10 protein-coding genes are annotated in these 11,701 nt (G+C 48.8%); 5 read left to right on the top strand and 5 right to left on the bottom strand.

The genetic code is table 11. The features are described 5' to 3' along the window. Window positions 1-11: 11 nt before the first annotated feature. Window positions 12-896 carry a UTP--glucose-1-phosphate uridylyltransferase GalU gene (gene galU / locus BMZ51_RS17170; RefSeq protein WP_068005702.1) on the bottom strand — a complete coding sequence of 295 codons (885 nt, stop codon included), beginning with the start codon at window positions 894-896 and terminating at the stop codon, window positions 12-14. A gap of 262 nt (window positions 897-1,158) precedes the next feature. On the opposite strand from galU, the gene cysQ reads away from it, so the two are divergent. The 5 genes from cysQ (at window position 1,159) to eno (ending at window position 7,433) form a co-directional block, all read left to right on the top strand. Then, window positions 1,159-1,959 carry a 3'(2'),5'-bisphosphate nucleotidase CysQ gene (gene cysQ, locus BMZ51_RS17165; protein ID WP_068005700.1) on the top strand — a complete coding sequence of 267 codons (801 nt, stop codon included), beginning with the start codon at window positions 1,159-1,161 and terminating at the stop codon, window positions 1,957-1,959. 80 nt (window positions 1,960-2,039) lie between these two features. Beyond that, window positions 2,040-2,948, top strand: a complete 909-nt coding sequence (cysD, locus tag BMZ51_RS17160) for a sulfate adenylyltransferase subunit CysD (protein ID WP_068005699.1) — start codon at window positions 2,040-2,042, stop codon at window positions 2,946-2,948. After that, window positions 2,949-4,865 carry a sulfate adenylyltransferase subunit CysN gene (gene cysN, locus BMZ51_RS17155; RefSeq protein ID WP_068005698.1) on the top strand — a complete coding sequence of 639 codons (1,917 nt, stop codon included), beginning with the start codon at window positions 2,949-2,951 and terminating at the stop codon, window positions 4,863-4,865. It abuts the gene before it with no gap. A 252-nt stretch (window positions 4,866-5,117) separates the two neighbouring features. Beyond that, on the top strand, window positions 5,118-5,966 hold the full coding sequence (kdsA, locus tag BMZ51_RS17150; protein WP_068005693.1) for a 3-deoxy-8-phosphooctulonate synthase: 849 nt from the start codon (window positions 5,118-5,120) through the stop codon (window positions 5,964-5,966). A gap of 192 nt (window positions 5,967-6,158) precedes the next feature. Further along, window positions 6,159-7,433, top strand: a complete 1,275-nt coding sequence (gene eno / locus BMZ51_RS17145; RefSeq protein WP_068005691.1) for a phosphopyruvate hydratase — start codon at window positions 6,159-6,161, stop codon at window positions 7,431-7,433. Window positions 7,434-7,524: 91 nt separating this feature from the next. Here the strand turns inward: eno and BMZ51_RS17140 are convergent, their stop codons facing one another. From BMZ51_RS17140 to BMZ51_RS17125, 4 genes are all read right to left on the bottom strand, one after another. Then, window positions 7,525-7,812 carry a hypothetical protein gene (locus BMZ51_RS17140; RefSeq protein WP_208979550.1) on the bottom strand — a complete coding sequence of 96 codons (288 nt, stop codon included), beginning with the start codon at window positions 7,810-7,812 and terminating at the stop codon, window positions 7,525-7,527. 174 nt (window positions 7,813-7,986) lie between these two features. After that, on the bottom strand, window positions 7,987-8,643 hold the full coding sequence (locus BMZ51_RS17135; RefSeq protein ID WP_068005690.1) for a DsbA family oxidoreductase: 657 nt from the start codon (window positions 8,641-8,643) through the stop codon (window positions 7,987-7,989). A gap of 103 nt (window positions 8,644-8,746) precedes the next feature. Continuing rightward, window positions 8,747-9,988, bottom strand: coding sequence for a response regulator (locus BMZ51_RS17130; RefSeq protein WP_074882173.1), 1,242 nt, complete (start codon window positions 9,986-9,988; stop codon window positions 8,747-8,749). Window positions 9,989-9,996: 8 nt separating this feature from the next. Continuing rightward, window positions 9,997-11,670, bottom strand: a complete 1,674-nt coding sequence (locus tag BMZ51_RS17125) for a class I adenylate-forming enzyme family protein (RefSeq protein ID WP_068007661.1) — start codon at window positions 11,668-11,670, stop codon at window positions 9,997-9,999. Window positions 11,671-11,701: the final 31 nt, after the last annotated feature.

Below are 11,701 nucleotides of genomic sequence, written 5' to 3'. Positions count from 1 at the left end.
TTTCCTGATATTCAGCTTGCTTTTACAAGAAGTTTGTCGAGCATTGGACGGAGCTCCACTGCAAGTTCATGGTCATCCAGCGCATAGGCCACATTTGCGGAAAGGAATCCTTTACGCGAGCCGCAGTCGTATGTTTCTCCACGGAATTCGACGCCATGGAATGACTGCTTCCCCATTAAAGTGAGCATTGCGTCCGTGAGCTGAATTTCGCCGCCAGCACCTTTGGTTTGCTCGCCCAAAAGGTCAAAAATTTCTGGTTGCAAAATATAGCGGCCATTAATGTATAGGTTGGAGGGGGCAGTTCCCGGCTCTGGTTTTTCAACCATGCCCGTGATGGCAAAGGTTCCATCTGTACGAGGCTCACCGCGCTCGACAATGCCGTAATTATGTGTCTGGTCGAAGGGGACCTCTTCAACAGAAATGACGTTGCCGCCATGGCTTTCATAGGCTTTAACCATTTGAGAAAGGCAGCCCTTTGGCGCCTTCATCAACATGTCTGGCAGCAAAATTGCAAAGGGCTCGTTGCCGATGAGGTCGCGTGCGCACCAGATAGCATGGCCAAGACCGAGAGGCTCTTGCTGACGGGTAAAGCTTGTCGTACCTGCTGAGGGGCGGATTTTCTCCAGCAATTCCAATGCCTGCGTCTTGTTGCGGCGACGCAGGGTTTCTTCAAGCTCGTAAGCAATATCGAAGTGGTCTTCGATCACGTGCTTATTTCGGCCGGTGACAAATACGATATGCTCGATCCCTGCAGCTCTTGCTTCGTCAACCACGTATTGGATGATTGGGCGATCCAAAATGGTCAGCATTTCTTTTGGAACTGCTTTGGTAGCAGGAAGAAAACGCGTTCCAAGGCCCGCAACCGGGAGAACAGCTTTGCGTATCGTGTGTCTCATATATCTGAATTCCTTAGGTCAAGGAGATCTAAAACTTAACTTTGGTAGCACTTATGGACATCGCAATAAAATCGTCAATGGTGCCCAATGAATTTGTCCCAAGGCATAATGCCTCTAATGAGGGTAAGTTGGGTTATTCACTCTTCATAGTGGTTCATTTGCATTGAATTGTCGCCAAATTATGAGGGACCCTTGTTTATCCAGAATATGCTGGCCTAATAGAATGTCGTACGTTGAAAATTGATATGTCAGGGGACTGAATGTGATTGAAGGATTTAAGCTTGCCGCTTTAGAAGCCGGGCAATGCATTATGGAAATCTATGAAGCTGGTTTCCAAGCACATACCAAAGGCGATGGAACGCCCGTTACAGTTGCTGACCAAAAGGCTGAGGACATTATCCTTCAACACCTTTCGCAACTTTGCCCTGATATTCCAGTAGTTGCTGAAGAAGCTATGGCTGGCGGGAGTGTGCCGGAGATTGGGGAACGCTTTATCCTTGTTGACCCCTTGGATGGCACGCGTGAATTTATCAATCGCAATGGTGAATTTACCGTCAATATAGCTCTCATTGAAAATGGTGCTCCTACTGCAGGAGTGATTTTTGCACCCGCGATTGAGCTACTATATTGGGGCGATCATCAAAATGGTGCATTTTCGGCTAAAGTTACTCTGGCAGGGAGCGAAGCTGCGCAGAAGATTGTGTGTGATGCAATTTCAGAGCCAATTAGAGTGCTCGCCAGTCGCTCACACCTCAGCCCAGAAACCGAGAGTGTGATTTCCCGCCTGGGCAGTGCCTCTATTACATCAGCAGGGTCTTCGTTGAAATTTTGCCGCATAGCAGAGGGCGCGGCAGATTTTTATCCGCGCTTTGGTCCGACGATGGAGTGGGATACAGCAGCAGGTCACGCTATCTTATGTGCAGCGGGCGGAAAAGTTGTGACTGAAGATGGGGCGCCTCTTCTTTATGGCAAGCTTGATCAACCTGAAAAACGACCTTTTGAAAATCCATACTTCTTAGCTGTTGGGGATGAAAAAATTATTTCTCAGTGCTGTGCAAGGTAAGACTCGTAAGCTTGGGTAAAATGCATCTTGTTCGCTAGAATGCATGCAAAGGGTATACCAAATAGATAGTTGAGGCCGATATGGATAATCATAGCCAGTCACATTTGAAAGGACTGGAAAACGAGAGTATTCACATCATACGTGAGGTGGCAGCAGAGTTTGAAAACCCTGTAATGCTTTACTCTATCGGTAAAGACAGCGCTGTTATGCTGCATCTAGCTCTGAAAGCTTTTTACCCTTCAAAGCCTCCATTTCCATTGCTTCATGTGGACACCACTTGGAAGTTTAAAGAAATGATTTTATTTCGTGATCAAACAGTAAAAAAGCATGGGCTTGATCTGATTGTTCACCGAAATGAAGAAGGGGTTAAAAATAACATTAACCCCTTCGATCATGGTAGCTCCAACTATACGCATGAGATGAAAACAGAAGCGTTGAAAGATGCTCTTACAAAGTATGGGTTTGACGCAGCGTTTGGTGGTGCACGTAGGGATGAGGAAAAATCGCGTGCGAAAGAACGTGTTTTTTCATTTCGGTCTTCTACTCATGGCTGGGATCCGAAAAACCAGCGTCCAGAGCTTTGGTCTCTTTACAACGGGCGTACTGGTAAAGGCGAGTCTATTAGAGCTTTCCCGCTTTCAAATTGGACTGAGTTAGATATCTGGCAATATATTCTTTCTGAAGGAATTGATATTGTTCCGCTCTATTTCTCCAAGGAGCGCCCTGTCGTGGAGCGTGATGGTACGTTGTTGATGCTGGATGATGATCGTTTCCCGCTTAGAGAGGGCGAAAAGGTCGAGCAGAAACAAGTCCGCTTTAGAACGCTTGGTTGTTACCCGCTGACTGGTGCCGTTGAATCCTCTGCAGATACTTTAGAAGGTATTGTTAGTGAAATGCTGGTGGCGCGTACCTCTGAACGCAGCGGCCGATTGATTGATCACGATAGCTCTGGATCAATGGAAAAGAAGAAGCGCGAGGGGTATTTTTAAATGAACGAGATTGCACCTGTTGCGGAAGCCTTTGATCTTTCCCAATACATTAGTTCACAAGAGAATAAGAGCTTCCTCCGGTTTCTAACATGCGGTAGCGTTGATGATGGTAAGTCTACGTTGATTGGCCGTTTGCTTTATGACACCAAGCTTATCTTCGAAGACCAACTTGCAGCTCTAGAAAAAGATAGCCGTAAGCATGGTACCGTTTCAGATGATATTGATCTGGCGCTTTTGGTGGACGGCCTTGAGGCTGAGCGAGAGCAGGGTATTACGATCGACGTTGCCTACCGCTTCTTTTCAACAGACAAGCGAAAGTTCATCGTAGCCGATACGCCTGGGCATGAGCAGTACACTCGCAATATGGCAACGGGCGCTTCGACCGCGGACCTTGCTATTTTGCTTGTTGATGCGCGTAACGGACTGCTCACTCAAACGCGTAGGCATGCTTTTATTGCGTCTTTACTGGGTGTCCGGAACGTTGTTCTTGCCATCAATAAGATTGATTTAGTTGATTTTGATCAGACACGGTTTGAAGAGATCAAAGCAGAGTTCGAGACCTTTTCATCTGGCTTTGATTTTGACAGCTGTGAAGTGATCCCGCTATCAGCTCGTTTTGGCGATAACGTGACCAACCGTAGCGAGAAACTAAGCTGGTTTAAGGGTCCAACTCTGCTTGAGCATTTGGAGCAAATCGATATTGGATCTAAACATCACAGTTCGGAGTTCCGCTTTCCGGTACAGTGGGTGAATCGCCCAAATCTGGATTTTCGAGGGTTTAGCGGCACGGTTCGTGGTGGTGCGATCAACGTAGGTGATGAAATCGTCGTTGCTCAGTCGGGAAAGACGAGCCATATCGACAAGATCGTTACAATGGATGGTGACCTAATTAGCGCGAAAGACGGCCAATCTGTCACGTTAACGCTGAAAGATGAGATCGACATTTCTCGGGGCGATGTCATCGCCCCGGTTCATTCGCGCCCTGATGTAAGTGATCAATTTGCAGCGCATTTGATCTGGATGTCAGAAGATGCAATGTTACCTGGACGACCATACCTATTGAAGTGTGGTACACGGACTGTTGGGGCAAGTGTTACTGAGATCAAGCATAAGATTGATGTGAATACGTTTGATCATCATGCTGCCAAGCAACTTGAGCTCAACGAAATTGCGTTTTGTAATTTGGCTCTGTCAGAGCGGATCGCCTTTGATCCATATGAGGCCAATAAAGACACCGGCAGCTTTATCCTGATTGACCGCATGACAAATGAGACTGTTGCTGCTGGTCTTATCTGGTTTGGTTTGCGCCGTGCTACAAATGTCCATCTCCAAGCTTTGGATGTCGATAAAGCATCACGTAGTGCGCTTAAAAATCAAAAACCTGTTGTCTTATGGTTTACGGGGTTATCTGGCTCTGGGAAGTCTACAGTTGCAAATGCTGTTGAGCGTAAGCTGCACGGATTAGGGCGCCATACCTATATCCTTGATGGTGACAATGTTCGTCATGGTTTGAACAAGGACCTTGGCTTTACGGATGTTGACCGCGTTGAGAATATCCGCCGCGTTGCAGAAACATCTAAGCTGTTTGTAGATGCCGGTATGATCACTTTGGTTTCGTTTATCTCGCCCTTCAAGGCCGAACGTCGGTTGGCGCGCGAGCTGATGGATGCTGGTGAGTTTTATGAGATTTTTGTTGATACTCCCCTTGCTGATTGCGAATCTCGCGACCCTAAAGGGTTGTATGCGAAGGCTCGGCGCGGCGAGATTAGTAACTTCACTGGTGTAGATAGTGCTTATGAAGCCCCTGAAAATCCGGAGATACACTTGAAAACTACCGCAAAAACTGCCGAGGCTCTTGCTGATGAGATTGTTGAGCGACTGCTAACTGATGGTTTTCTTGGTCAAAATAAGCCTTAGGGGCTCTTACAAAGAGTTCCGTGATTGAGCTTAAAACCGGGAACGTTTGTTCCCGGTTTTTTATCTTGAAGCCTCGTGGTTGAGGGTAAGGCGTTGCAACATCAACCTTTAATCCAGGGTGGGACGTTCCTCACCGAGGTGATGTCAAATATTGATGGAAGTGAACTTCAGGATCTCCTGCCTCTTGTAATTTTGAGGGGAAAGGCCTAATCAACTTTTGAATTATATTCACGCCTTTAAGGAGATCTATTCGTGTCTCAACCAAACTCAGAAGTTACCGTTGGCAAGGCGATCTTTGCCAATGATAAGCCTTTCTCTCTCATTGCCGGTCCATGCCAAATGGAGAGCCGTGCACATGCTTTGGAAATGGCGCAGGCTGTCAAGGAAATTGCCGAACAGCTGAATATCGGTTTGGTTTTTAAGGCGAGTTACGACAAAGCGAACCGGACTAGCTTGTCCGCAAGCCGCGGCATGGGCATGAAAGCTGGTTTGGACGTATTTGCCGAAATCAAAGAAACCTATGGGTTGCCGGTTATTACCGATGTGCATGAGCCAAACCATTGCGCGCCAGTTGCCGAGGTTTGCGATATTTTGCAGATTCCAGCTTATCTGTGCCGTCAAACTGACCTTCTTGTAGCTGCTGCGCAAACTGGTAGAACGCTGAATGTGAAGAAGGGCCAGTTCCTTGCGCCTTGGGACATGAAGAATGTCATGACCAAAGTGGTTGAGAGCGGTAATTCAAATGTAATGCTGTGTGAGCGCGGTGCAACATTTGGCTACAACACTCTTGTGTCGGACATGCGAGCGCTCCCAATTATGGCTGGTATGGGCGCACCTGTTGTTTTTGATGCCACGCACTCTGTCCAGCAACCTGGTGGTCTTGGTGGTTCTTCCGGCGGACAACGAGAGTTCGTTGCAACTCTTGCACGCGCTGCTGTTGCTGTTGGTATTGCAGGGTTGTTTGTAGAAACACATGATGATCCTGACAATACAACTTCATCTGACGGCCCGAACATGATCCCGCTTAACCGGTTGAAGGACCTCTTGCAGTGGTTGCAGGAGTTTGACCGGATCGCGAAAAATGGACAGTTCGCGCTTTAGATATTTCACGGAACTTAAGCTAAGCGACACAAAAGACTGCGTTTTTACGTAGGGGTGCGACAAAATACACGCGTTTATTCCCAAGGATTTGAAGATAGGTATGCTGTCTTCTCTTCCTTATGGGCAGTACCTCAGATAAAAGCTTTTGGTGTCCAAGTTCCTCACTCTACAAGTACATTGGAGTACTCTTAGATGACTGCTATCATCGACATTATTGGTCGCGAAATCCTTGACAGCCGGGGTAACCCAACTGTTGAAGTTGATGTGCTTTTGGAAGACGGTTCTTTCGGTCGGGCTGATGTTCCGTCTGGCGCCTCTACTGGCGCGTTTGAAGCTGTTGAGCGCCGCGATGGCGGCGAGCGGTACCTCGGCAAAGGTGTTGAGGACGCGGTAGAAGCTGTTAACGGCGAAATCTTTGATGCGATCGGCGGAATGGATGCTGAAGATCAGATCAAAGTCGACCGTGCAATGATTGAGCTTGACGGCACTGAAAACAAAGGTCGTCTTGGTGCAAACGCTATTTTGGGCGTTTCTCTTGCTGTTGCAAAAGCTGCTGCAGAAGCAGCTGCGATGCCGCTTTACCGCTATGTTGGCGGTTTCGGTGCACGCACACTGCCAGTTCCGATGATGAATATCATCAACGGTGGTGAGCATGCAGATAACCCAATCGATTTTCAGGAATTCATGATCATGCCAGTGGGTGCAAGCTCGCTGCGTGAATCTGTTCGTATGGGTTCAGAAATCTTCCATACTCTGAAAAAGGGTCTTTCTGCTGCAGGTCATAACACCAACGTTGGTGACGAAGGTGGTTTTGCTCCTGGCATCGGTTCTACTGATGAAGCTATCGGTTTCGTTCTGAACGCAATTGAAAAAGCTGGTTACACACCTGGTGACGACGTGATGCTTGCATTTGATGCTGCATCTACCGAGTTCTACAAGGATGGCAAGTACAACCTGAAGGGCGAGGGCAAAGTTCTCGGCTCTGACGAAATGGTGCGCTACCTTGAAGACCTGGTTAACAAGTACCCAGTGTTCTCAATCGAAGACGGTATGGCTGAAGAAGACTGGGATGGCTGGAAGTCTCTAACCCAGGCAATCGGCAATAAGTGTCAGCTGGTTGGTGATGATCTTTTTGTAACCAACTCTGAGCGTCTTGCTCGCGGTATCAAGAATGACACAGCTAACTCCATTCTTGTGAAAGTGAACCAGATCGGTTCTCTTACCGAGACCATGGAAGCTGTCGAAATGGCACACCGTGCAGGCTACACCTCTGTGATGTCTCACCGTTCTGGTGAAACCGAAGACAACACCATTGCTGACCTGGCAGTTGCATTCAACTGTGGCCAGATCAAAACTGGTTCTTTGTCCCGTTCTGACCGTATGGCTAAGTATAACCAGCTTATCCGTATTGAAGAAGAACTAGGCCTTCAGGGCGTATTTGCTGGTCGTTCTATCCTGCGCGGGTAAGAACCTCAGCATCTGCTGTAAATTAGAAAAAGCCGGTCCGTTTGGTCCGGCTTTTTTTTTATAGGATCTTTTGTTCTGTCTGCTTGGCGCGCTATTTTTTGAGGCGGCGGTAGGTGAAGGCGGCAATTTCGTAAATGCCCCATCCTACAATCATATAGCCCCACAAAATGGGCACCAGCAGCAAGCCCCAGGCTGCAAAAACGCCAAGAGAATAGAGGAATTCACCCAGATCATATCCTGCAAGAGAACAGGGGTTGGCATAACCCTCGTGAATTACGCAGCCTCCTAATTCTCCCGCTGCGAGTACGACCAAAGCGGAAAACAGCCAAAACACGATTGGTGCAGAAAATAGGAGAAGAAGAACCCTGCGTTTGGTCATGAAAGTAGTCCCTGAAAATACAGCGCTGAAATAACCATAGCATGCGACAATCAATTGTATTTATGCCTTATGCTCAACTTTCGTTTGATGCCTATCCTCGTTGATGGCTTTCCAGCCCTCCTATGGGAGTTATTGAATGCCTGGAAACAGTATCATCTGTTTTACAGGTGCTGGCTATTCACCAGATTTCGTTTCCTCAGCATGGCGGATCGTTGCGGCGAGGGTTTCTGGGGTTTCTGCTCCGGCAACGGCAAATCGACCGTCAATGATAAAGAAAGGGACTCCAGTCACACCTATTTCATGGGCGCGGTTCACGTCGGATTCAATTTCCTTAACGTCTTGGTTTGTGTCCAGTAACTCAGAAATGAGTTCGCTGTTAAGGCCCGCCCGGTCAGCAGCGTCTAAGAGTACACTTTTGTCTGTGAGGTCCTCTCCCTCGGTGAAGTATAGCTTGAACAGCTCTTCGACGATCGCATCTTGCATGCTCTCTGAACGAGCCCATCGGATCAATCGGTGACTGTCGATTGTGTTGGGAGCTTTCTTGATCGCTTCAAACTGGAAATTGATCTCTTCAGCAGCTCCTGCCGCGCGCACCTGAGCATATATTTCTTTCGCACGCTCTTCACCGCCAAACTTGTCTTCCAAGTATTTTTTGCGGTCTTTGCCTTCCTTTGGAAGGGTCGCGTCGAGTTGGTAGGGGTGCCACTGCACTTTGACCGTGCTTTGAGGCAGCAGCATAAGTGCTTTTTCCAATCGACGTTTGCCGATGAAACACCATGGGCACATGACGTCGGAGATAACGTCAATGACAATAGGGGCAGTGGTTGACATTTGAACTCTCAATTTAGATGTAGTGCTTTAGCTGTGCAGCCTATCATTAACAGCTGACAGGTTTCTATGAAATATAGCTGTTGGCAGGAACTGTTAGAGGACGTTACCCGTTGCCTAAACCTGTTGTGCGTACCATAACCAGCACTCGGTTGGAGAGTTGCTCCATGCCTTTCTTGCTGCGTAGGACCGCAATGGGTCCGCGACCTTTAATATTGGCGACAAAATCTTCATCTCGGCATACGGCCATCGCAATGGATAAAACTGTGCCGCTCCAATAAATCTGGTGCTGTGCAAAGGCTTGAGGGTTGCTGCCAGTGAACCGCTCAATGAGTTCAAGCAGGTTGAGCACGTAGATGGTTTCTCCGCGCCGCTTCGTGGATTCCTCGAGCAACTGCAGATAGTTATGGTAGTTTTTTTCGGAGAGATAATCATTATCATCCTGCCGAGCGAGCCATTGGCTTGAAACGGTCAGGATTGCATCGGTCAAACGTTGTCGTCTGCCTGCGCGCAAAGCGCTGATGATGTGCCCTTTGAGTGCTTTGTCGCCTACCTCACCAACCAACACATCAGTTGCTCCGGCTGAATAGAGCAAATGGGCGGATTCTGCGTCAGTCGCATGAGCTAAAATCGGCAGGTTGAAGTAGCGTGGGTCTGCCCTCAGGCGCTCGACTTCTTCGCAAGCTTGCCATGTGGGCATGTCTATTAAAACGGCTTCGGAGCGACGCGCAGCCAGGTAGTCCTCAGTCATTTCGGAGGAAAAGGCGCCAACGATGTCCACTGGAAGATCCAAAAGGGCCTGTGCGCGGCCAAAGTGTTTGCCAAACCCGGCTACAAGCAGGCCTGTGGATTTTAAGGGACCGAATTCTGCCTTATATTGTGGGAGTGGCCCAAATAGACCGCGACGCATGCGAGCTTCTTCTGCTCGATTCGCAAGGCGCTTTAGCCCGGCAATGCGTGGCAGCAAAACATCTGGCGGGATGGCATCACTTACCGTCGCGCTTGGTTTAAGGTCCAGAGGGACTGGCGCACTTTGGTTGGTGATTACCAGCAGTGGGACTTCCACTCCTGGGCCCTTCCTAAAATGCTTGATGGCCTTTGTTAGTTCAATGAATTCGGGAGGGTTGTCTTCTTGCCAAGGCAATAGAATGCAAATGGGAAGAACATTGGTCCCTTCAAGCTCTTCCAGAAGTTGTTTAGCGGAGCGTATTGCCACCAGACGCTCTGAAAGAACGGTTAGTGGTTCGAGCATGTCAAATACGTGATTATGGACGGGGGCGATCAGTAGAATTTTGCCCCAACTGGAATCCTGTGTCTCAGTCTCCAAAGTCGGGCTATATTCGGCCATTCATCCTCTCAAGCGACAGCTTCCGCAGATTTGGGCTGGGAGCGTCTGGTCAATTTTTGTCTGTCGACACTACCATCCTCTGTCATCGGCATAGCGCGCAGTGACAGGATACGGTGCGGCATCATCGTAAGGCTAACTCTTGATGCATCCAGATAGGCGTAAAAAGCTTCTACATCTACCAGAAGACCCTCTGACGGTACCACCGCCACCATGAGGCGTGCACCCATTAATTCATCTTCTACCAGAAAAGCAGCCGCTTCTTTTACCCCCGAGAATTCAGAGTATATTTCATCCAGATGCTCCAATTCCAAAAGCCCGGGAGCTCTTTGGCCAGGTGTTCCAAAGTCATGAATGGCACCTGTAACTTGATTTACGCCAACAGGAATTTGTGTAATCAGGCCCTGTTCTGGGTCTCCTTGACTGAAGAGAGACAGGTGAGGGGCTGCTGACGGCCAGTCTGCATCAGGAACCATTGCGCCATTAAGGCGGAGATGAAAACGGCTCTCTTTCTGTGACGAGACCTCCGAAATTTCCTCATTTATTTCAATGGGCTCAATATTGATAAGGCATGGCCCGTGAGTCGATGTGCTGGGGGCAAATTGGTTGCCCGGAATCAGCGGGACGGGTTCTTCTGAGTGTCCGCGTAGGTGTGCGACGAGAGCATATTCATCCAGCACATGCAGGTCGGTGACGACACCCTTAGCTCGATAGTTAGCTGGCTTTGGAGAGGTGACTGACCAGGTGGCTACGGTGTTCGTATTCCACCCCTCAAGAGCTCCATCTAGGTGAGATGCCAGCGGACCAGGTGTTAAAATATAATTTGCTTCAATGGAGCGGGCATGGTCCGTTAATGTGGATAACGCGTGTGGATGATGCAGGTGAAGTGTTCCTTCACTTAGGAGCCACGGCACGAGGCCAGCTCCTATGCCAGTGATCCCGCACAGGATATAGGGCAGAAGAATTCGGGCTCCTGGTTCCAAGCGCGTTTCTAAAAATGGCATGAGGCCTGTTGAAACCCAATGGTTATGGCTTCGCGGTATCGGACTGATTTCTGTGCCTGAGTGTGTCCAGGTGAGCGTTGCTATGTGGTTTGCAGGAGCACCTTCGCGCTCAATGATGGGTTCAGGGAAAGCATCTGCGCCTTCTGCAAGCATTGGGGCCATATCAATCAGGCCATCTGGAATGTCTTGCCCCAATCCAAAAACAAAGCGTAGCGAGAAAAAATCAGCTGCTGCATCTCGTGCTTCTTCCCCAAGCATACGAGATTCTATTCGGTCTGCCGTGATCAGCGCCTTGGCATCCACTGTACTCAGTGCCCGCAGGATTTCGGAATGACGCCAATGTAGCGGGAAGGGGGATATGATGACACCAGCACGTAATGCTCCCAAAATGCACAGGACACTGTCGACGGTGTTTGGCGATTGCAACCCTAGAATATGGTCAGGCTCCATTCCAACGGCAGCGAGGAAGCCTGCAATCCGGCTGATTTCCTGTTCTGCTTGCGCATATGTGAGGCGACGCGGTTTGCCGCCCGTCCATTTCTCTCTGTCGGGTGCATCTACCAATGCCAAGCGGTTTGGATGTTTTTGTGCCGCACGTCTAAACAGCATATCGAGGGTAATATTTCCCCAAACACCGGTTGTGCTGTGATCGGCAATGGCATCGGTATTTGACAGTATCATTAAAGTTAAGTCCGCTACACGACAGGGGAAT

The organism is Pseudovibrio axinellae, assembly GCF_900110875.1.
Classification (GTDB): domain Bacteria; phylum Pseudomonadota; class Alphaproteobacteria; order Rhizobiales; family Stappiaceae; genus Pseudovibrio; species Pseudovibrio axinellae.
The sequence above is the reverse complement of the archived record's forward strand: the minus strand, read 5'-3'. Positions and strand labels throughout refer to the sequence as shown.

Excerpts from the sequence above, each read along its gene's own strand:
- cysN (WP_068005698.1), top strand. The coding sequence starts at position 2,949 with ATGAACGAGATTGCACCTGTTGCGGAAGCCTTTGATCTTTCCCAATAC.
- BMZ51_RS17140 (WP_208979550.1), bottom strand. The coding sequence starts at position 7,812 with ATGACCAAACGCAGGGTTCTTCTTCTCCTATTTTCTGCACCAATCGTG.
- galU (WP_068005702.1), bottom strand. The coding sequence starts at position 896 with ATGAGACACACGATACGCAAAGCTGTTCTCCCGGTTGCGGGCCTTGGA.
- cysD (WP_068005699.1), top strand. The coding sequence starts at position 2,040 with ATGGATAATCATAGCCAGTCACATTTGAAAGGACTGGAAAACGAGAGT.
- BMZ51_RS17135 (WP_068005690.1), bottom strand. The coding sequence starts at position 8,643 with ATGTCAACCACTGCCCCTATTGTCATTGACGTTATCTCCGACGTCATG.
- BMZ51_RS17130 (WP_074882173.1), bottom strand. The coding sequence starts at position 9,988 with ATGGCCGAATATAGCCCGACTTTGGAGACTGAGACACAGGATTCCAGT.
- BMZ51_RS17125 (WP_068007661.1), bottom strand. The coding sequence starts at position 11,670 with ATGATACTGTCAAATACCGATGCCATTGCCGATCACAGCACAACCGGT.
- eno (WP_068005691.1), top strand. The coding sequence starts at position 6,159 with ATGACTGCTATCATCGACATTATTGGTCGCGAAATCCTTGACAGCCGG.